Origin of the sequence: Nitrincola schmidtii (assembly GCF_008973715.1) — a bacterium.
Lineage (GTDB): Bacteria > Pseudomonadota > Gammaproteobacteria > Pseudomonadales > Balneatricaceae > Nitrincola > Nitrincola schmidtii.
In genome coordinates, this window is record NZ_WBOL01000003.1 from 95472 (window position 1) to 118104 (window position 22633).

Below are 22633 nucleotides of genomic sequence, written 5' to 3' on the forward strand. Positions count from 1 at the left end.
TGATTTATATATTTAACCTAAGGTTAAAGATCAAAAAAGGATATCGATGAGCGAATCTAACAGTGAGCTTCAGTTTGATCACCCATTAATTCTTCAAGGCAATCAACTCGAAGACCTGCGTCATTTGATGGTTAGCTGGATGCAGGCTAACCCACTGAAACCTTTTGAAGACGAAGTGATTCTGGTGCAAAGCAACGGTATTGCTCAATGGCTGAAGTTGGCTTTGGCAGCAGACCCAGAGAAAGCCGGAGGTTTGGGGATCGCCGCTGGGATTCAAGTGATGCTTCCGGGGCGATTTATTTGGCAAGCCTATCGAAAACTTTTTCCACAGCTTCCCATTGCATCGCCTTTTGATAAAGGACCGCTGACGTGGCGTTTGCAGGCATTACTGAACCGTTTACCTGAATTGCAAACACGCCTTGCAGACCCATCAGTCATTGAACCTTTACAGCATTTTCTCAATCAAGATGCATCGACCTTCAGAACCTGGCAACTGGCCGCACGACTGGCTGATTTGTATGATCAGTATCAAATATATAGGGCAGATTGGTTAGACGCATGGTTACAGGGTAATGACGTACTGATTCGTGCTAAAGGACAAGTTGAACCCATTTCATTAGGACAGCGTTGGCAACCTGAATTATGGCGTTGGCTTCATCAAGAGATTCGCCAATCGCAACTTGATCAACCCTTTTTAAGTTATGCCAGTCGCTCCAGCGTGCATCAACACTTTTGCAGTCAACTTGATCAGGCTGATGGAAAGTTGAATCTCAAGGGTATCCCTAAACGAATTATTGTTTTTGGAATCTCTTCTTTACCGCGTCAAACATTGGAAGTGCTGAGTCTTCTAGCTCCTTATTCTCAGGTGATGCTGTTTGTGTGTAACCCCAGCGAGCATTACTGGGGGGATTTGATTGAAGGGAGAGAACTGTTTCGTCAGGCATATCGACGTAATCCAAACAATCCCATTTCTGCTGATCTTGATGTGAACCTGTTACATCTGCATGGTCATCCTTTACTGGCTGCTTGGGGAAGGCAGGGACGAGATTACTTACGATTGCTGGATGAGTATGACGAAACCGCCAGTTATCGAGATAAGTTCGAAAAAATCGATATCTATGTTGCGCCAAAAAATGACTGTTTGTTACATCAACTACAAAAAGATATTTTCGATTTACGTCCTTTAAAAGAGCGACAAGATTTAAAGACTCGAGTGGCAGAAAGCGATAGAAGCTTGAGCTTTTTGGTCGCGCATAGTGCTCAGCGCGAAGTGGAAATACTCCAAGATCAACTGCTGGCTGAATTTGAAAAGGCAGCCGAGAAAGCTAATCTGCAGGGTGACTCGCTTTCACCACGTGATATTCTGGTGATGGTTCCCGATATTCAGGACTACGCCGCTCATATCGATGCGGTCTTCGGTAAGCTAGATACTAAAGATCCTCGTTACCTACCTTTCCATGTGGCGGATCAGGGACAGCGACATAAAGCGCCTTTACTCATCGCCTTGGAGCATTTATTTCACCTTCCTGAATCCCGCTTTAGTGTCAGTGAACTACTGGATTTGTTAGATGTACCCTCACTTAGGACACGATTTGAGTTAAGTGAGTCAGACTGTAGGGAGCTGAAGCATTGGATTCAGGGTGCAAATATTCGTTGGGGATTGGACGCTAAACAACGCGGTCATCTTCAACTGCCTGAAGTGGAGGGTAATAGCTGGCGCTTTGGTCTGAAGCGAATGCTGTTAGGTTATGCCACAGGAGAACAAGATGCATGGCGGGGGAGTTTACCCTATGCCGATGTGGCTGGTTTAGCGGCTACTAAACTGGGTTCATTAGTGACACTGATCGACCAACTGGAAGCCTATTGGCATGAACTGCAATCTCCAGCCATACCCTCAGTCTGGGTAAATAGAGTTCAGCGGCTTCTTGCTGATTTCTTTAAGGCCGAAGCGGATCAAGATCTTAATTTAATCCTAAAAATAGAAAAGCAACTGGAGCAATGGCACACAGCCATACAACTGGCAGAAGCTGATCAGCTTGAGTTGAGTCTTGAAGTGGTTAGAGAAGAGGTGTTAACCGGGTTGGATCAGCAAAGCTTAAACCAAACCTTCTTTGCCGGAGCGATTAACTTTGCGACTTTGATGCCGATGCGAGCCATTCCATTTAAGCAGATTTGGCTGTTAGGAATGAACGATGGCGCTTATCCCCGACCTGTTCGCCCCGTCGATTTTGATCTAATGGCCAGTGATTATCGTCCTGGTGATCGATCCCGTCGAGAGGATGATCGTTACCTCTTCCTTGAGGCGATGCTGTCAGCTAGAGATAAACTCGTCATCAGTTGGGTTGGACGAAATATTCGTGATAACTCCGTTCGCCCACCGTCGGTTTTAGTCGGGCAGCTTAGGGATCATTTGAAAGCTGGGTGGCTAGGACAAACCGATGATCTTTTAAAAGAACTGACCACTGAACATCCATTACAGCCGTTTAGTTCAGCTTATTTTGGGAAATCCATGACTCAGTCAACAGAGCTGTTTAGCTATGCATCCGAGTGGCTTGCCGTTCATCAAGGAGCATCATCCGCTGATCCTTTGCTGCGTGCAGAATTACCAGCGTGGCAGCCTGAGAACCCCTTGTCTTTGAGTCAATTGATAACGCATCTGAAACTACCCATCGATAGTTTTTATGCGCTGCGCTTACAAATTCCAAGAGTCGATCAGATACAGCAACTGAAGGATACCGAAAACTTTTCCTTTGATGGCTTAGAGAATTGGCAACTTAAAGATCGTTTGATTGCTGCGTCAATCATTCCAGCTTTAGATCAGCAAGACTATGCAGAATTGATCAGTCAGCAGGTCAAACGCTTACAGCAAGAAGGTGTGTTGGTAGAGGGTAGTTTAGGTGAATATCAAGGTCAGCAGTTAATTGATGGCCTAGACACTCTGTATGCAGAGTGGGCTGAAAAGCGCCAGCAGTTCAGTCGCGTCTTGGATGCTCATCAGGTTCGATTCTCGCATCAAAGTCAATGGGGGTTATTGTCACTAGAGACTCAATTAGATGGTTTCTATCAAGATCCCAATACTGATGAGGTAACACAAATTATTGTACAGAGCAGTAATCTATTTAATTCTGCACGAAAGCGCCGCTGGCCTAATTTTCTGCGTGGTTGGTTGATGCATCTGTTAGCACAGCAGGCGGGTTTCTCGATGACGACACACCTAATGAGTCCAGAAGGCCAGATCAGTTTCACACCGTCCGAATCTGTGGCTGAGGTAGAGAAAATCTTAAGCAGGTTATTGGAGTTTGTGCATATTGGTTTACAAAAGCCTCTCAATCTCAGTATTGAAACGGCGGTTACTTGGTTTGAGCTTCAAGAAAAAAACGGTTCTGAAGGGTTTGATGCACCTGAGGTAGAAAACGCCATGATAAAAGCGCTAGAGGAGAGTATGAGCAAGAGCCGCTTTCTTCACCATCATTGCGAGAATTTGGCTGATCTTTGGATGGAAGGTGAGTTTGTCAGCTTGGCTGAAGGATTATATGGTGATTTTTTTCAGGCGGTGAAGCATCTGAAAAATCTGAAAAAGGAGCAGCGTTAATGAATCAGAAGGTTCAACTACTGGATCCATTAACCTTTCCACTGAAAGGTCAGGCATTGATTGAAGCCAGTGCGGGTACGGGTAAAACCTTCACGCTGGCATTACTTTACTTACGCTTGATCATCCAACATGGTCAGGAAAATGCATTTACTCGACCTTTATTACCACCAGAAATTCTTGTCGTCACCTTTACCAATGCCGCAACCGCTGAACTGCGAGATCGCATACGAGCCCGCTTAGTCGAAGCGGCTGCTGTATTTCAAGGTGAGGATACAGGTGATAGATTATTACATGCCCTCAAAGATCAAGTTCCATCAGCAGATCACCCCCGAGCAGCACGACAGTTAACCATGGCGGCGCAATGGATGGATGAGTCTGCTATCTCTACCATACATGGTTGGTGCTATCGCATGTTAAAAGAACATGCCTTTGATAGCGGCAGTGCGTTTGAACCGAATTTAGAAACCAACGAAAAGGAATGGCAACAACGTGCTTCAGAAGATTACTGGCGTTGCGACGTCAATCCACTTCCTTTAACAGAGTTAAAGCAACTGCTGTCCTGCTGGAAATCGCCGAAGGCGTTGTTTGATGATGTGTATTTCTGCTTGGATAAGCTGAATTACATTGATGCTCCTGCGGGCGCTTTGTTTAATGTGTTGACTCAATTCAATCAAAACCTAGCTACGATTGTGTCTGGGCTGAAATCTGAATGGCTTCAGCAGGGCTATATCCTTCAATTGCAGCAGCTTTTTGATCAAGAGGCTAAGCGTAAAGCTTTTAAATTAAGTAGCCTGAACGCAGGTCATCGTCAATCAATCCTTGATAAGCTTCAGGCATGGCTTGATCAGCCATCAATGCTTGATCCAGATTGTTTTAAGGGATCAAGCGGACTTCGTATGACTTCAGAGGGAGTCGCAGAGATTTGGAATGAAGGCTTTGAGCCACCGGTTAATCATCCGGCTTGTGTTGCCATGACTCAGCTTAAGCAGCAGATGGAAAATTTACCCAAGCTGAAACCTCAACTACTAGCCCACGCAGCTCATGCGATTGCAAAACGTATCGAGCAGAGTAAAAAACAGTCCAATAGCCTAAGCCAAAATGATTTGTTACTGCATTTGGATAGGGCACTTTCTTCTGCACAGGGAGAGCAACTAGCGGCGGCAATACGAAAGCAGTTTCCGGTTGCCTTAGTGGATGAGTTTCAAGACACCGATCCAGTTCAGTATCGTATTTTTCGTCGTATCTATCTGAATGCTTCTCAACAAGAGTTAACACCCGATCAAGCGCTCGGTTTCTTTATGATTGGCGATCCGAAGCAGGCGATCTACGCGTTTCGTGGTGCTGATATCTATACCTATCTGCAGGCACGTCAAGACAGTGAAGGGCATCATTACACCTTGGGAACCAACTTTCGTTCCTGTCATGAGTTAATCCAGTCGGTTAATAGTGTGTTTGCGTTGGGCGATCAACGACAGAAAGGCGCTTTTCTATTTAAGTCTGAATCCTTTGATCCAGTTCCTTTTCTACCTGTGAATACCGGTAAAAAAGAGTTACTCGGTCTTCAAGTTAAGGGTGTGCAGGTATCTTCTTTGCAGGGATGGTTGATCAGCAAGGAAGATAGCAAGCTGACTAAGTCAAAAACTAACGAGACCCTTGCGCAAGCAACCGCCTGTCAAATTGCTGAGTTATTAACCTTAGGGCAGCGAGGCGAAGCGTTACTTCCTAATGAACATTCTGAAGGCGATACAAAAGATCAGTGGCGTGCTGTTCAACCCTTCGATTGTGCCGTACTCGTCAATAGTTTTACTGAAGCTAGTCTCATTCGCAAAGCCTTACAACGCGTGGGTATTGCCAGTGTCTATCTGTCTGATCGATCCAGTGTATTTCGTTCTTGGATCGCGGCAGAACTGTTGGAACTCTTGAGGGCAACGGCTGATCCTTTGAATGAGCGTCGTATCCGAACAGCCTTGGCAAGTCCACTACTGCGGCTGGATATTGAATCCTTAAATCGGCTTAATGAAGACGAGTTCTATTGGGAAAGTTTTGCAGGACGCTTTTGGGATTATCACACGCTTTGGTTAAAACAAGGTGTGTTACCTCTGGTGTATAGATGGATTCAGGATTTTAATTTAGCCAAGGGTGTTGGCTCTCGTGATCAAGGGGAAAGAGAGCTAACGGATCTACTTCACTTAGGTGAATTGTTGCATCAAGCAGCGAGTAGCCTTGATGGCGAGCAAGCGCTGATTCGTTATCTAGAAGAGGCAATCCTTGATCCGGATGAGAGCAGTGAAGCACAACAACTTCGTCTAGAAACTGATGGTCAATTGGTTCGAGTGGTCACCATTCATAAATCCAAAGGATTGGAGTATCCCTTGGTGTTTTTACCCTTTATAGGGGAAACCCGTAAAGCAAAGAAACAGGATAGTGTGCTAGTCACTCATGCCGAGTCGTCAGAACCGCAAGTTCACTTGACTGTCTCTGATGAGGTTTTAGAGCAAGCCGATCAAGAACGTTTAGCCGAAGATCTTCGTAAACTTTACGTGGCTTTGACACGGGCGCGCTATGTTAATTGGTTAGGCTTGGCAGGAACCGATGGATTTAATGCATCTGCCATTGCTTACTTATTGAATGCATCGGCTGATGATTTAAGTGACAAGATTACTCAATTGACTGATCTGCAACTGCTTGATCTGCCAAATCAATGGTCTGAACCTTGGCAAGCTGAACAGTCTATCACTGAATTTTCAGCAAGATCTGCTCCGACCTTATCTTATGATCCTTGGTGGATTGCGAGTTATTCTGCTTTAAAGCACAACTCCAGTTATGTGATCGAGTCTGCTAAACAGGATCAGCTGAGTGAAGAGCAAGAAAAGAATGATCCGTTGGTTATTCGTCCAACGGATCATCAAAAAAACATGCATACACTCCCTAAAGGGAGTCATATCGGAACCTTCCTTCACAGTTTGTTGGAGTGGGCAGCGGAATTGGTCTACGAGGATCAAAATGGAGATGATCAACAAGGCTTTGGTGCACTCTTGCAACCTGATCTTGATGAACAGCACTATGAAGCGCTGCGGCTAAAGTGTCAGCAACGAAATCTGGAGGAGTGGACGAGTTGTTTGTGGGAATGGTTAAGGCTCTTTGTGAAAACTGCTTGGCAGTTTCCGGTGAATGGGTCATCACAAAATGCTGAAAACCTAAATAAGGATACCTTCTATTTAGCGAAATTGCCGCCTGAAAAAATGAGTGTTGAGATGGAGTTCTGGTTTGCCAGTCACGAAGTTAGCACGTTAATTTTAGACAAGTGGGTGACAGAAAATACACTGGAAGGTAAAACTCGACCAGCACTTCAATCCAATCAGTTGAACGGCATGTTAAAAGGCTTTATCGATTTAGTGGTAGAGCACCAAGGGCGTTATTATGTGATCGACTGGAAATCAAACTGGTTAGGTGAAAATGAAACCTCTTACAGTGACGAGTCGATGCAAAAAGTGATTTTGGAAAAACGTTATGACCTTCAGTACGTCTTGTATCTGCTGGCGTTGCATCGTTATTTAAGATGTCGATTACCGGATTATGACTATGATCAGCATATAGGCGGTGCGGCTTATTTCTTCTTAAGAGGCAATGAAGCAGATTCTCAGGGTGTGTTCTTTGATAAGCCTGACCGTAAAGTGATTGAAGGTTTAGATCGCTTGTTTTCCGGTCAATCACTGTTCGGAAAGGTGGCGTAAATGATCATAGAAAATGCTGTGATGTGGCCCCTTGAACAACTTAAGCAATTAGGTCTTTTAAGATCGTTAGACCTCGCATTAAGTCGTTATATTGCAGAAGAAACCAACGAAACGGATCACGCGGTACTCTTTGCGATTGCCTTAACCAGTGAACGCAACGGTCATGGTGATGTTTGCCTTGATCTTATTGATCGAGTGCAAAATCATGAACTGATGACACTGCCTGAGTATTCAGAACTGAATGCATGGTTAGTGTCTATCAAATCCCTGACCACTCAGGATTGGTGGCGTCGATTAAGCCGCTCAATGGCGATACAGGTCGTAGGTTCAGATAACACCGATGAAGAATCTACGTCTCCATTGGTGTTATCTGGATCGCTGGATCGCCCCAGACTGTATTTAAGACGTTATTGGAGTTACGAAGTACTGGTTAGAGCGTCGATAAATCAACGTTTAGGATGCCTACATGAGCATCCTAAAGCCTTAATGCACCAGTTGTTAAGCGTGCTATTTGCTTCCACTCAACAGCAGCCGGACTGGCAGAAGTTCGCCTGTGCTTTAGCAGCACGACGCTCTTTTGCGGTAATCACCGGAGGCCCCGGTACTGGAAAAACAACCACGGTTGTTCGGTTGTTGGCACTGTTACAGGCGCTGGCGCTAGAGCAAAATTTACCCACCTTAGAGATCGCCTTAGCTGCGCCTACAGGAAAGGCTGCGGCTCGTCTGAATGCATCCATTGCCGCGCAAATTGAATCTTTACCGTTTGATCAGCTGACACAGCATTCTGAACAACTTAAACAGCGTATTCCGACAGAGGTGACAACGCTACATCGTTTATTAGGACCGATCCACAATAGTCGACGTTTTCGCTATCATTCGCAGCATCCATTACCGATGGATTGTATTGTTGTCGATGAAGCCTCGATGGTAGATCTGGAAATGCTGGCCACTTTAGTGAGTGCCTTAAAACCCACTGCACGTTTAATTCTGTTAGGTGATAAAGATCAATTAGCTTCTGTAGAAGCAGGCGCTGTGTTGGGTGATCTCTGTCATCATGCGGTTAATGGAAGCTACTCTGAGGATACCGCTGAATGGTTAGCGCAGATCACTGGAGATCAGTTGCCAGAAAATTATCTAGTTAAGCAGCAGAGTCGAGACTTAGATCAAGCGATTACGATGCTGCGTTATAGCCACCGCTTTTCAGCCGAGGGTGGAATAGGTGCGCTGGCACACCTTGTTAATCAGCGTGAGTATCGCGGTCAGCAAGTGGCGGATTCATTAGCAGCATTGAAACAGATCTTTACTCAACAACCCGAACAACTCCAACAATATAAAGTAAATAGTGCCACCGATTCATCCTTTGCTGACTTGGTCATTCGGGGCTATCGCGGTTATTTAGAAACACTGACGCAGGCGCGACCAGAGGCTAATGCAGACTCGACTGAATTTGATCACTGGGCTGAAAACGTCTTAAAAGCACATACGCAGTTCCAATTGCTCTGTGCCGTTAGAGAAGGGCCTTGGGGTGTCAATCCCTTAAATAGTTGGATTACACAAATTCTAACTAAAGCGGCTTTGATCAAAGAAACGCAGTCTTTGTGGTATGAAGGTCGTCCGGTGTTGGTGACACAAAATGATTACAACCTGCGTTTAATGAATGGTGATATCGGCATTGCACTGAAACGACCCATCCTGCAGGGCAATGTTAATGAACAGGGTGAAAGTGTAGCTGCCTTGCGTGTTGTCTTTCCGACGGCTGATGGTGGAGTTCGATGGGTCATGCCCAGTCGCTTGCAAGCGATTGAGACCGTATTTGCCATGACGGTGCATAAATCCCAGGGATCAGAATTTACGCATACGGCGTTAGTGTTGCCTGATCAGCCTAATCCCGTGTTAACTCAAGAGTTGATCTATACCGGTATCACGCGATCACGCGAGAAGTTCAGCTTGATCTACAGTCGTGAAACAGTGTTACGCCAAGCCCTGACATCGCGAGTTAAGCGATTGAGTGGCTTGACGTTTAACTGATGATTAAGTGCTAATCGTTTTTAGGCAGCTTGAAGATTATTGATTAAGCTTTCAAGCTGCTGAAAACGTTCTTCAACACTTGGCATTTTAATCGTAAAGCGTAACCCGGTTGGACCATCGAGTTTGAAGATGTGAGGCTGGCGCTGAATGAGTTGAATTAAGCGCATTGGGTCTACCTTCGGTTCACTGTCGAACTCAATTTTGCCACCCTTATCATTGGCATCTAGCTTCAAAATACCTAACGCTTCAGCACTGAGCTTCAAGGCGGTCATGCGGAAAAGATGCTTGGTAGGCTCTGGCAGCAGGCCAAAACGATCAATCATTTCCACCTGAATCTCTTCAAGCTGATAGGCGCTGCGAGCATTAGCGATGCGTTTATACAGCATTAAACGGTTGTGCACGTCCGGCAAATAGTCTTCAGGAATAATCGCTGAAAGATGAAGATTCAGTTCACAGCCATGCTGTAATGGTTTGTCTAGGTTCGGTGTTTTCCCTTCACGTATCGCCTCAACCGCCTGCTCCAACATCTCCATATATAAGCCAAAACCTATGGTTTGCATCTGGCCACTTTGATCTTCACCTAACAATTCACCCGCACCACGTATTTCAAGATCGTGGGTCGCCAGAGTGAAACCTGCACCCAAGGTAGATGCTTCAGAAATGGCTTCAAGACGCCGTTGTGCATCTTCCGTCATGTTTCGCGCTTCAGGCGTTAATAGATAAGCATAAGCCTGATGATGTGATCGACCGACGCGTCCACGAAGTTGGTGCAGTTGCGCTAAACCAAACTTATCTGCACGCTCAATAATAATGGTGTTGGCATTGGGAATATCGATACCGGTTTCAATGATGGTGGTACAGACCAAGACATTAAAACGTTTATGATAAAAGTCAGCCATTACCTGTTCCAGTTCCCGCTCACGCATCTGGCCATGACCGACAGCAACACGCGCTTCGGGAACCAAAGCATCCACTTCGGCTGCCACTTTGTCGATGGTTTTGACTTCGTTATGCAGGAAATACACCTGACCACCGCGAAGTAATTCACGAAGAATGGCTTCTTTCAGTAGGGCCGGTTCAGATTGACGTACAAAGGTTTTCACTGATAAACGTCGAGCCGGAGGTGTGGCAATAATAGACAGGTCACGCATACCCGACATGGCCATATTTAACGTTCTTGGAATCGGTGTTGCCGTCATGGTGAGAATATCTATTTCGGCACGCAAGGCTTTAATTTTCTCTTTCTGCTGGACACCAAAGCGATGTTCTTCATCGATGATTAGCAAGCCTAGATTTTTAAAGGTTAGGCTGCCTTGCAGTAATTTATGCGTACCGATCAGAATATCAACTTGGCCTTCGCTAAGTTGTTGCCCGATCGTTTGCTGTTGTTTTGCGCTTCTAAAGCGTGAAATTAACTCTACATTGACCGGCCAGTCTGCAAATCGATCGCGGAAGTTATCGAAATGCTGTTGGGCTAATAGGGTGGTAGGAACCAACACTGCCACTTGCTTACCTGCTTGAGCCGCAATAAAGGCGGCTCGCATCGCCACTTCTGTTTTACCAAAGCCAACATCACCACAGACTAAGCGATCCATGGGTTTGATGTCGCGCATATCGCGAATAACCGCTTCGATAGCACTGGCTTGATCGGGCGTTTCTTCAAATGGAAAGGCTGAAGCAAAGCGGGCGTAGTCTTCTTCGGGGAAATCAAAAGAGAAACCTTGTCGTGCATTTCGGCGCGCATAAATATCTAACAGCTCTGCTGCCGTATCACGCACTTTTTCAGCCGCTTTACGGCGTGCTTTACTCCATTGCTCAGTGCCTAAGCGATGCATCGGTGCCAATTCATCAGTTGCACCGGTGTAGCGACTAATTAGGTGCAATGAAGAAACGGGTACATAGAGCTTAGCTTCATTGGCATATTCAAGCGATAGAAATTCGTTGACCTGTCCATCGATTTGAATGCTTTGCAGTCCGCGATAGCGACCGACACCATGATCAAGATGAACGACTGGAGCATCCATGGATAATTCAGATAGATGACGAATAACCTGATCCGATTGTTCTTTATCACGTTGACGGCGGCGACGTTGAAAGATTTGTCGACCAAAGAGTTGCGTTTCAGTAATTAAGTGAAAGATCTGATCAATCGAGATTCCCTGATCTAAAGGAAAGTCGGTAATACCTAGTTTGACAGGTTGTTTGGCGAAGTCTTGCCATGAATCAACTAAAGCAGCAGTGAGTCCTGTTTTTCTGAGCAAATCTAATAAAGACTCGCGACGCCCCGCAGATTCTGCACAGATCAGGATGTGGGCCTTAGGCTGCTGGTCGATTAGTTGCTTAAGCCGAGATAAGGGCTGATCACTGCCAGGTTCAGCGGTTAAGTCTGGTGGTGTCGAGCAGGGTAGATTATCTCTTCCCGGTCGAAGTTCTTCTGCATCTACTGATAGTCGTAAACGACCATAAGACTTTAACTGATTAAGAAGTGTATCTGGCGGTAGATAAATTTGATCTGGCGCTAAAATCGGTCTTTGCACATCAAAGTTACGATCTTCAAAACGGCTACGGACTTCACTGTGGAAGTGTTTAGCGGCTTGATCAATACCTGCTTCTTCAACAATTAAAGTTTGATCAGGTAAGTAATCAAAAAGGGTCGATAACTCTTCAAAAAATAAAGGTAAATAATATTCTATACCTGATGGTGCCATGCCCTCAGACACATCGCGATAAACAGGGCAGCGAGTAAAATCTACTTCAAAGCGTTCACGCCATTGCTGCTTAAATAAGCGAATAGATTGTTCATTAAAGGGATATTCGCGCGCTGGGAGTAAACGAACTTGATCTAATGTATCTATAGATCGCTGACTTTCAGGATCAAATGTCCTCAAGGTTTCAATTTCATCATCAAACAGGTCGATTCGAAAAGGTACGTCGCTACCCATTGGAAAGATGTCGATGATTGAACCACGCACAGCAAATTCACCATGTTCAAACACCGTATTGACTGCTTGATATCCAGCGTGGGTCAATTGCTTACGAAGTTCTTCTGGGTTGAAAGCCTGTCCTGCATCTAAGCTTAAACTATGTCCGGTAATGAAGGTTTTGGGCGCTATGCGCTGCATTAAAGTCGACACAGAAACAATTAACACGCCTCGCTTCATTGACGGTAGGCGATAGAGCGTTTCTATACGTTGAGAGATGATGTCTTGGTGAGGAGAAAAACTGTCATAGGGTAGTGTTTCCCAATCAGGGAAAAGTAGGATCTCTTGATCGTTCTGACAAAAAAATCGAGTTTCCTCACGAACGCGCAACGCCGTTTCATTATCTTTACACACCATTAACACCAGTCCTTGATGTTGCTGCTCTAAGAGTTGCTGCAACAACAGACCAGTACTACAGCCGGTCACTTGACCTAAGCGTTTAATGTCGCCAGCAGAGTGAGGCAGGGCGTAAGAAAAAGCAGTTAGCACAATTTGCTCCCGTTAGGATTTGAAATCAATAAGTCTCAAGGGGTTATAGTTTACCCAATAGCGTCTAAAAACACAGATGCTTTTATAAACAGATCGCGCTATACGTTATATTAACAAGATCTGACCAAAGTCTAGCGAATCAAATTTGATCCTCGCGAGCTAAACAGGGATAATGCGCGCACGCAAAATGGATCCTTTTAAAATTCGGAGCAAGCCTGTGAGCCAAGAACTGATATTAGCGGACTGGAATGCGCGTGAATCTATCGCTGAGGCGATGATTCCGTTAATCGGTAGACTCTACCGTGAGCGTAATGTTGAAATCTCTGTTTACGGACGAGTAATCGTTAAGCGTTCTGTGATCGACATCATCAAAGCGCATCGCTTTGTACGACAGGTCGAAGAGGAAGAGTTGTCAGTTGTTGATACTTTTCCCGTGTTGGAAGTGGTCAGTGGTTTAGATCTTCACAATGCCCACATCGATATCGCCAAATTGGCTGTTAAATTCCGTTCTTCTGCTGCGGGCCGCTCACTAGAGCAATTTGTTGCGGATGAGCTTGCTGATGCTGTCGGTCCTATTGATAACCGTAAACCCGTTGATGTTGTGCTGTATGGTTTTGGTCGTATCGGTCGAATTCTGGCGCGTCAATTAGTTGATCGTGCGGGTATCGGACACAGTATGCGTTTGCGTGCCATCGTCGTACGTAAAGGTAAAGCCGAAAATGATTTAGAAAAGCGCGCAAGTTTGTTGCGTCGTGACTCGGTTCACGGATCTTTCAAAGGCACCATCCAGGTTGATGAGCAAAACCAATGCATCATCGCCAATGGGGTTGCTATCCAGGTGATTTTTGCTAACCAACCTGAAGATGTTGATTACACCCAATACGGTATCAATGATGCGTTGGTCATTGATAACACGGGTATGTTCCGTGATGCAGAAGCGATGTCTCGTCACCTGCAAGCTAAAGGTGCCGCTAAAGTTCTTTTAACTGCGCCTGGTAAGAACATGAAAAACATCGTGATGGGTGTTAATCATCAGGATATCGCCGTTGAAGATACCGTTCTTTCTGCTGCTTCTTGCACCACGAACGCGATTGTTCCTGTGCTGAAAGCGCTTCAAGATAAGTATGGTATTGAGAACGGTCATGTTGAAACAGTTCATTCATATACCAATGACCAAAACTTGATCGATAACTACCACAAAGGTAGCCGTCGTGGTCGTGCTGCTGCATTGAACATGGTTATTACTGAGACAGGTGCTGCTAAAGCAGTGTCTAAGGCGCTTCCTGAACTGGAAGGTAAGTTAACGGGTAACGCTATTCGTGTTCCAACGCCCAACGTTTCTATGGCGATTCTTAACTTGAATCTTAAGTCTGAAGCGCAGCGCGATGAGTTGAATGATTACCTGCGTTATATCGCATTGCACTCGGGTCTTCAGAAACAAGTAGATTACAGTAACTCTCCAGAAGCCGTTTCCTCAGATTTTGTGGGTTCTCGTGCTGCAGGTGTGGTTGATGCGTTAGCTACCATAGCAGAAGGTAATCGTTGCGTTCTGTATGTTTGGTACGATAATGAATATGGCTACAGCTGTCAGGTTATTCGTATGGCTCAGTACATCTGTAACACGACGCTTAAGCCTTATCCGACTGAGCCAGTTGCTTAAGGTTTCGACATATTAACAACATTAAAACGCCGCATTTATGCGGCGTTTTTGTTTCTCTATGCTTTAAGTGAATATCTTTATAGCAAATTCATCTACCTATGTAAGCAACATACAACTTTAGAATGCACAATGCTAGTGCGTATCCGGTAGAAAAATTACAAGAATATCAGGTATACTAACAAAGTTTTTTGGTGGAGTTTTGGTTTGCTTGATAAAGATAATTGTTTTCATTTAAGTGGTGCTAAATGAACAGTTTTTAATATCGGGCATAAAAGAAATTTCAAAATTCTTAGTTAGATTGGGTGAGGCGAATGATCAGGATCAAGAAAGGTCTGGATCTACCGATTACGGGCGAACCGGCACAGACGATTGAAGATGCTGTAAAGGTAAGCTCTGTCGCACTTGTAGGCTATGATTACGTTGGTTTGAAACCAACCATGGCTGTTAAAGAAGGCGACCGAGTAAAGCTTGGACAGGTGATCTTTACCGATAAAAAAACCGAAGGCGTTCAATATACAGCTCCGGGTGCAGGTGTGATCAAAGCGATCAACAGGGGTGAGCGTCGAGTTCTGCAATCCGTAGTCATAGAACTGGATGCTGAAGAAGAAGCTGTTGAGTTCAACCGTTATGAAGACGGTCAGCTTGCTTCGTTAACACGTGAACAAGTCAAAGAAAATCTTATTCAATCAGGTCTGTGGACTGCGTTTCGTACTCGACCTTTCAGTAAGGTTCCTGCTGCTGATTCAGTGCCTCATTCAATATTTGTCACTGCAATGGATAGCAATCCATTGTCGGCTGATCCACAAGTGATCATCGCAGAGCAGGCGGACGCTTTTAAGCAAGGTCTATCCCTGTTAACCAAGCTGACTGATGGCAAAGTGTTTTTATGTAAAGCACCCAATGCCAATATTCCAACAACTGATGGCGTAACGACCGAAGAGTTTGAAGGTGTCCATCCTGCTGGTAATCCTGGAACACATATCCACTTCTTAGATCCTGTATCTCAGAAAAAAACAGTGTGGTATATCGGCTATCAAGAAGTGATTGCTGTGGCAAAGTTATTTACCACAGGTCGATTGCACTTAGATCGTGTAGTCGCATTGGCGGGTCCTCAGGTAGAAAAACCAGTATTAGTTCGGACTCGTGTTGGTGCATGCCTGACTGAGCTAACTCAGGGCAAATTGCGTAACGGTAAGAACAGAATTATCAGTGGTTCAGTTTGGAATGGCTTATCAGCTAATGGACCTCTGGCGTATCTAACTCGCTATGCAAATCAAATCTCTGTGCTGTTAGAAGGTGACAAGCGCGAGTTTATGGGGTGGGTTGCTCCTGGAACGAACAAGTTCTCTGTTTTGAATATGTTTGCATCCAAGCTATCTCCTGGTAAGCGTTTTGATTTCACTACGACAACCAATGGTTCAGAGCGTGCAATGGTTCCAGTGGGTCAGTTCGAAGAGCTGATGCCTCTTGATATTCTGCCGACTCAGTTGATGCGAGCACTGGTCACTGGTGACATCGTGCTTGCCATGCAGCTGGGTTGTCTTGAATTGGATGAAGAGGACGTTGCACTCTGTAGCTTTGCCTGCGTAGGTAAATACGAGTACGGCCCCATTCTCCGTGACAATCTGACGCGCATTGAAAAAGAGGCGTAGGAGACAGGCATGAGTATTAGAGCTGTTTTAGACAAAATGGAGCCGCATTTCCACAAAGGCGGCAAATATGAAAATTGGTATGCGCTTTACGAAGCAGTTGATACCATTTTTTACACGCCTGGCAAGGTCACGCGTGCTGGAGCCCATGTACGTGATGGTGTAGACCTCAAGCGTATGATGATTCTGGTATGGATGTGTACGTTCCCTGCCGTATTTTTCGGTCTTTATAGTGTCGGTTTACAAGCCAACACTGCAATGGCTAACTTAGGTATCACGGAAGCAACCGGATGGCGTGGTTCAATCCTAACGGCACTGACTAGCTATGATGCTACCAGTACTTGGGACAACATCATTCATGGTGCTGTGTATTGGTTACCTATTTATGCTGTGACCTTTATTGTCGGTGGTTTCTGGGAAGTTCTCTTCGCGATGAAGCGTGGACATGAAGTCAACGAAGGTTTCTTCGTCACTTCTATTCTGTTCTCATTGATTCTTCCGGCAACCATTCCTTTGTGGCAGGTAGCGCTCGGTATCACCTTTGGTGTGGTTATCGGTAAAGAAGTGTTTGGTGGTACAGGGAAAAACTTCCTTAACCCTGCGCTTACGGGTCGTGCTTTCCTGTACTTTGCTTATCCGGCACAAATTTCAGGTGACTCCATCTGGACTGCGGTCGATGGCTTCTCAGGTGCAACTCCTTTAGCTTTAGCGGCAGAAGGGGGTGTTGAGGCTATCTTGGCTGCGAATGTGACTTGGTTTAGTACATTTGTTGGTACGATACAAGGATCTGTAGGTGAGGTTTCAACGCTTGCCATAATGATCGGTGGTGCCATTATTATGTTTGCCAAGATCGCCGCATGGCGAATCGTCGCAGGTGTGGCCCTAGGTGTCATAGGTACAACCTTGTTGTTCAATGCCATAGGCTCAGACACTAATCCAATGTTCAGTCTTCCTTTCTGGTGGCACTTTACTATTGGTGGTTTAGCGTTTGGTATGTTCTTCATGGCAACTGACCCAGTCTCAGCATCCATGACTAATACCGGTAAGTGGGTTTTCGGTGCGCTGATCGGTGTGATGACCATTCTGATTCGAGTTGTAAACCCTGCTTTCCCAGAAGGTATCATGCTGGCAATTTTGTTCGCCAACCTCTTTGCACCTCTAATCGACAACTTTGTCGTGCAGGCGAATATCAAACGGAGGATGTTGCGTAATGTCGTCTAATAAAGACTCTATCGGAAGAACAGTTATCGTTGCACTTGTGCTCTGTGTAGTCTGTTCTGTCGTTGTATCGGCTGCAGCAGTTATGCTCAGACCGATGCAACAATTCAATATGGATCAGGATCGTAAATCTAACATCCTGCGTGCAGCGGGTATTGTAGATCCAAGCAAAACGGTTGATGAGCTGTTTGAACAGATCACTACGCGTATTGTGGATCTACAAACCGGACAGTTCACTGAAGAATTCATCCCAGAAGCTGAAAACTTCCGTCGCGCTGCAGGTGATCCATCTATGTCTCGCGCACTCAGTCGAGGTGAGGATATTGCTTCGATCAAGCGTCAACCTATGTTGATGCCTGTTTATATCGTTGAAGCAGATGATGGCTCCATTCAAAAGCTAATTTTGCCCGTTCATGGTTATGGTCTTTGGTCTACCATGTTTGGTTTCTTGGCACTTGAAGGTGACTTGAATACCGTTGCTGGACTTGGTTTCTACGAGCATGCAGAAACGCCAGGCTTGGGTGGTGAAATCGATAATCCATCTTGGAGAGCTTCTTGGGTCGGCAAGCAAATTTTTGCTGAAGGCCAAAAAGATAATCCTGCTTTGCGCGTGATAAGAGGCGCTGTTGATACCTCTGAACGTGGTGCAGAGCATCGTATCGATGGTTTAGCGGGTGCTACGCTGACAGCAAATGGCGTGACCAATATGATTCAGTTCTGGTTGGGTGAATCTGGTTTTGCTCCACTCTTGGCTAATCTACGTGCTGCCGATGATATCAGTTCAGTAGACGTTATTGAGCAAGATGCCGTTACTGAAGTGGATGAGGTGTAATCATGTCAAATACTAAAGAAATCGTCATTACGCCGCTGTTTAAGAACAATCCTATCGCCTTGCAGGTATTGGGTGTCTGTTCAGCATTGGCGGTTACAACAAACATGAATAACGCGGTCGTCATGACGCTTGCTGTGGTTGCAGTAGCGGCTTTGTCGAACATGTTTATTTCCATTATACGTAATCAGATACCCAGCAATATTCGTATCATCGTTCAGATGACCATTATTGCATCTTTGGTTATCGTGGTTGACCAAGTTCTGAAGGCGGTTGTTTATGATGTCTCTAAACAGCTTTCCGTTTTCGTTGGGTTGATCATAACGAACTGCATTATCTTGGGTCGTGCTGAAGCCTTTGCGATGAAGAATCCTCCTATTCCCAGCTTTATTGACGGGGTAGGTAATGGTCTTGGCTATGGTGTGGTTCTGTTATTCGTAGCTTTCTTCAGAGAACTGTTTGGTGCAGGCACTTTATTTGGCTATGAAATTCTGCCTCTGGTCACTAATGGTGGTTGGTACTACAGCAACGGTATGATGTTGTTGCCTCCAAGTGCATTCTTCCTAATCGGTATCATGATTTGGTTGATTCGTACTAAATACCCAGAGCAGGTTGAGAAGCCTGATTTCGTTATCGCTCCGAACACTCGTCAGGAGGCTGTGTAAGTCATGGAACAGTATATCAGTCTTGCTGTACGTGCCATTTTCGTTGAGAACATGGCTCTGGCGTTCTTTTTGGGGATGTGTACCTTCTTGGCAATCTCTAAGAAGATCCAAACCTCATTTGGTCTAGGTGTAGCGGTTGTAGTGGTATTGTTGATCACGACTCCTGTAAACAACCTGATTTATAACTACTTGCTTCGTGAAGGTGCATTGAGCTGGGCGGGTTACCCTGATGTGGATTTAAGCTTCTTAGGCTTTATTTCTTACATCGGTATCATTGCAGCGATGGTACAAATCCTTGAGATGTTCTTGGATAAGTATGTACCAGTACTCTACAACGCTTTGGGTGTATTCCTACCGTTGATCACAGTTAACTGCGCTATTTTAGGTGCGGCTCTGTTCATGGTAGAGCGTGATTACACCTTCGGTGAGTCTGTTGTATATGGTGCTGGAGCTGGTATCGGTTGGGCGTTAGCTATTACTGCGCTGGCCGGTATTCGTGAAAAGCTCAAGTACAGTGATGTGCCTGAAGGACTGCGTGGCCTAGGTATCACCTTCATTATTGTTGGTTTGATGTCTCTTGGCTTTATGTCGTTCTCCGGCGTATCGCTTTAATCCACTGGAATTCAATGATAAGGGTGGAATAAGCTGATGAATGCAGAAATTATTCTGGGCGTAGTAATGTTTACTGCCTTGGTGTTAGCAATGGTTGCTATCATCTTGGCTGCACGCTCAAAATTAGTGAGTGCTGGTGATGTCACTATTGAAATCAATGGTGATCCAGATAAAACAATCGTTGTACCAGCGGGCGGTAAACTACTGAACGCTCTGGCAGATAAGGGTGTATTCCTAGCCTCTGCCTGCGGTGGTGGTGGTACCTGTGCGCAGTGTAAATGTGAAGTTCATGAAGGTGGTGGCTCTATGCTGCCTACGGAAGAAACTTACTTTACTTTGCGTGAAGCTAAAGAAGGATGGCGGTTATCTTGTCAGGTTCCTGTTAAGCAGAACATGAAAATTCAGGTTGAAGACGATGTCTTTGGCGTGAAAAAGTGGACCTGTACTGTCGAGTCTAATCCTAACGTTGCTACGTTTATCAAAGACCTGACTCTGCGTTTGCCAGAGGGTGAGAATGTAGATTTCCGCGCAGGTGGTTATGTTCAGTTAGAATGCCCACCGCACGTAGTTAACTACAAAGACTTTGATATCGATGAAGAGTATCGAGGCGATTGGGATAAGTTTGATATGTGGCGTTACGTTTCTAAGGTCACTGAACCGACGATTCGTGCTTACTCCATGGCAAACTATCCTGAAGAGCGTGGTATCGTGAAGTTTAATATCCGTATTGCTTCTCCACCACCAGGAACTGACTTACCTCCAGGAATCATGTCATCTTATGTTTTTTCGTTGAAACCAGGCGACAAAATTGATGTATATGGTCCATTTGGTGAGTTCTTTGCCAGAGATACCGATAACGAAATGGTGTTTGTCGGCGGTGGTGCCGGTATGGCACCAATGCGCTCGCACATCTTCGACCAGTTAATGCGTTTGAAATCCAAGCGTAAAATGACTTTCTGGTACGGTGCTCGTTCACTGCGTGAAGCATTTTATATTGAAGAGTTTGATAAGCTAGCGGCAGAAAATCCAAACTTCACTTGGCATTTGGCTCTATCCGATCCTTTGCCTGAAGATAACTGGACCGGTCCAACTGGCTTTATCCACAATGTCTTGTATGAAAATTATCTGAAGGATCATGAAGCTCCAGAAGATTGTGAATACTACATGTGTGGACCACCAATGATGAACTCTGCGGTGATTAAGCTACTCGAAGACATGGGTGTAGAGCCGGATAATATCCTATTGGATGATTTCGGCGGCTAAACATAGCCAATGCACTACTAAGTTCGATAAAATGGCCGGTAACGATAGTTCCGGCCATTTTTTATGTACACGCGAGCGCATGGATGCGCAGGAGCGGCGTGTTGGGGATGCACCCAACTTTTTCGGAGGTTTTATGGAAGTTTTTATTATTACACTTGTCATCCTATTACTACTCACCTTAGGTATGTCAGTCGGCGTGATTATGGGTCGTAAGCCGATTGCAGGTTCTTGTGGTGGTATGAGTGCGCTGGGTATGGTTAAAGAGTGCGATATCTGCGGTGGTGACAAAGAAATTTGTGAAGATGAAGAAGAAAAGCAGCGTATTATTAGTGCGCGGAAGCAAAATCAAACGATGAATCCAGATCTAGCCTATGAGGTTAAATCTAAAGGTTAATTGGCTTTTAGCTCATAGCTGTTTAGGCTAGAGTGCTGTGCTGACATCAATTGATCCATCGAATTCAATAATCATAAAGGGGATAGCGAATGGCTGAATATAACTACGATGTCGTAGTCATAGGGTCCGGGCCTGCAGGCGAGGGTGCTGCCATGAACGCAGCCAAGAAAGGCTTGCGTGTTGCAGTAGTTGAAGAGCAGGATACTGTGGGTGGTAACTGTACCCATAAAGGCACCATTCCCTCTAAAGCCTTGCGTCACTCGGTAAAGCAGATTATTGAATTTAACACCAATCCAATGTTCCGTGATATTGGTGAGCCCCGTTGGTTCTCGTTTCCGAAAGTATTGCGTCGTGCAGAAAAGGTTATATCTAACCAAGTAATGCTCAGAACCAACTTTTATGCACGTAATCGTATCGATGTATTTTTTGGTTTTGCCTCGTTTGCTGAAAAAGGACGTCTGGAAGTTAAAAGCCAAGGCCATGAAGTCGAAGTGTTGAGGGCAAAAAACTTCATCATCGCCACAGGTTCCAGCCCTTGGTGTCCAGCGGATGTTGACTTTAGCCATCCACGAATCTACAACTCTGATTCAATACTGAAGCTGAATCATACGCCCAGAACCATGGTCATCTATGGTGCAGGGGTCATTGGTTGCGAGTATGCTTCCATCTTTAGTGGCTTGGGCGTTAAAGTGGATTTGATTGATAATCGTGATCGTTTACTGTCTTTCTTGGATCACGAGATTTCTGACTCGTTGAGTTATCACCTGCGCAATAATGCTGTGAAAATCCGTCACAATGAAGAGTATCAAAGCATTGTAGGGGATGATCGCGGGGTATCCATCGAATTCAAATCTGGCAAGCGCTTGCGTGCTGATGCTTTCCTATGGTGTGCCGGTCGCTCTGGAAATACGAAAGGTCTTGGGCTCGAAAAAATCGGTTTGAAGGCTAATAGTCGTGGTCAGATTGAAGTTGATCATCATTACAAAACTTCTTGTGAAGGTGTTTATGCGGTTGGTGATGTTATTGGCTGGCCAAGTTTAGCATCTGCTGCTCTTGATCAAGGTCGTTCCGCTGCTTCAGATCTGCTTCAAGCCGATGATTTCCGCTATATCAACGATGTCCCAACCGGTATATACACTATTCCAGAGATTAGCTCTGTTGGCAAAACTGAAGAAGAGTTGACCGAAGAAAAGATTCCTTATGAAGTAGGGCAAGCATTCTTTAAAGATACTGCAAGAGCTCAGATTTCTGGTGAGCCGGTGGGGATGCTAAAGATTCTTTTCCATCGTGAAACCTTCCAGATTTTAGGTATTCACTGTTTCGGTGACCAAGCTTCAGAGATTATTCACATCGGTCAAGCGATCATGAGCCAAGAGGGTGCGGCAAATACTCTGATGTATTTCGTGAATACGACGTTCAATTATCCAACCATGGCTGAGGCTTACCGAGTAGCTGCTATTGCTGGTATTAATCGAGTGTCAAATCTGTAGTTTCAGAATTACTGTGGCTCCAGAATGTC

Annotated in this window: 13 protein-coding genes; 12 read left to right on the forward strand and 1 reads right to left on the reverse strand. The window is 45.2% G+C overall.

Translation table 11 applies throughout. The features are described from left to right. Positions 1 to 46: 46 nt before the first annotated feature. Genes recC through recD form a run of 3 tightly spaced genes read left to right on the forward strand, consistent with a single transcriptional unit; the run spans position 47 to position 9354 of the window. On the forward strand, positions 47 to 3592 hold the full coding sequence (recC, locus tag F7R24_RS03745; RefSeq protein ID WP_151669914.1) for an exodeoxyribonuclease V subunit gamma: 3546 nt from the start codon (positions 47 to 49) through the stop codon (positions 3590 to 3592). Further along, entirely contained in the window at positions 3592 to 7326 is a 3735-nt protein-coding gene (gene recB, locus F7R24_RS03750; RefSeq protein WP_151669915.1) for an exodeoxyribonuclease V subunit beta, read from the forward strand. Before recC ends, recB begins: the two co-directional genes overlap by 1 nt. Continuing rightward, positions 7327 to 9354 (forward strand): exodeoxyribonuclease V subunit alpha, encoded by a 2028-nt coding sequence (gene recD, locus F7R24_RS03755; RefSeq protein WP_151669916.1) that lies wholly within the window; start codon positions 7327 to 7329, stop codon positions 9352 to 9354. A 20-nt stretch (positions 9355 to 9374) separates the two neighbouring features. Here recD and mfd read toward each other — a convergent pair whose 3' ends face one another. Further along, positions 9375 to 12824 carry a transcription-repair coupling factor gene (gene mfd, locus F7R24_RS03760; RefSeq protein ID WP_240775972.1) on the reverse strand — a complete coding sequence of 1150 codons (3450 nt, stop codon included), beginning with the start codon at positions 12822 to 12824 and terminating at the stop codon, positions 9375 to 9377. A gap of 217 nt (positions 12825 to 13041) precedes the next feature. Between mfd and F7R24_RS03765 the strand changes: the two genes are divergently transcribed. The 9 genes from F7R24_RS03765 to sthA all read left to right on the forward strand — a co-directional run bounded on the left by F7R24_RS03765 (position 13042) and on the right by sthA (position 22604). Further along, positions 13042 to 14484, forward strand: a complete 1443-nt coding sequence (locus F7R24_RS03765) for a glyceraldehyde-3-phosphate dehydrogenase (RefSeq protein ID WP_206057466.1) — start codon at positions 13042 to 13044, stop codon at positions 14482 to 14484. A 311-nt stretch (positions 14485 to 14795) separates the two neighbouring features. Next, positions 14796 to 16136, forward strand: a complete 1341-nt coding sequence (locus F7R24_RS03770; protein WP_151669918.1) for a Na(+)-translocating NADH-quinone reductase subunit A — start codon at positions 14796 to 14798, stop codon at positions 16134 to 16136. 9 nt (positions 16137 to 16145) lie between these two features. Next, positions 16146 to 17354: an NADH:ubiquinone reductase (Na(+)-transporting) subunit B gene (locus F7R24_RS03775; RefSeq protein ID WP_151669919.1), complete on the forward strand. Its 1209-nt coding sequence runs from the start codon at positions 16146 to 16148 to the stop codon at positions 17352 to 17354. Beyond that, positions 17344 to 18183 carry a Na(+)-translocating NADH-quinone reductase subunit C gene (locus F7R24_RS03780; protein ID WP_151669920.1) on the forward strand — a complete coding sequence of 280 codons (840 nt, stop codon included), beginning with the start codon at positions 17344 to 17346 and terminating at the stop codon, positions 18181 to 18183. Before F7R24_RS03775 ends, F7R24_RS03780 begins: the two co-directional genes overlap by 11 nt. A 2-nt stretch (positions 18184 to 18185) precedes the next feature. Beyond that, positions 18186 to 18845 carry an NADH:ubiquinone reductase (Na(+)-transporting) subunit D gene (locus tag F7R24_RS03785; RefSeq protein ID WP_151669921.1) on the forward strand — a complete coding sequence of 220 codons (660 nt, stop codon included), beginning with the start codon at positions 18186 to 18188 and terminating at the stop codon, positions 18843 to 18845. A 3-nt stretch (positions 18846 to 18848) separates the two neighbouring features. Further along, entirely contained in the window at positions 18849 to 19457 is a 609-nt protein-coding gene (gene nqrE / locus F7R24_RS03790) for an NADH:ubiquinone reductase (Na(+)-transporting) subunit E (RefSeq protein ID WP_036546028.1), read from the forward strand. A gap of 36 nt (positions 19458 to 19493) precedes the next feature. Next, a complete protein-coding gene (gene nqrF, locus F7R24_RS03795) occupies positions 19494 to 20720 on the forward strand; it encodes an NADH:ubiquinone reductase (Na(+)-transporting) subunit F (RefSeq protein WP_151669922.1) in 1227 nt (408 codons plus the stop codon). A gap of 133 nt (positions 20721 to 20853) precedes the next feature. After that, positions 20854 to 21114, forward strand: a complete 261-nt coding sequence (gene nqrM, locus F7R24_RS03800) for a (Na+)-NQR maturation NqrM (RefSeq protein WP_151669923.1) — start codon at positions 20854 to 20856, stop codon at positions 21112 to 21114. 89 nt (positions 21115 to 21203) lie between these two features. Continuing rightward, positions 21204 to 22604 carry a Si-specific NAD(P)(+) transhydrogenase gene (sthA, locus tag F7R24_RS03805; RefSeq protein WP_151669924.1) on the forward strand — a complete coding sequence of 467 codons (1401 nt, stop codon included), beginning with the start codon at positions 21204 to 21206 and terminating at the stop codon, positions 22602 to 22604. The last annotated feature ends 29 nt before the right edge of the window (positions 22605 to 22633 follow it).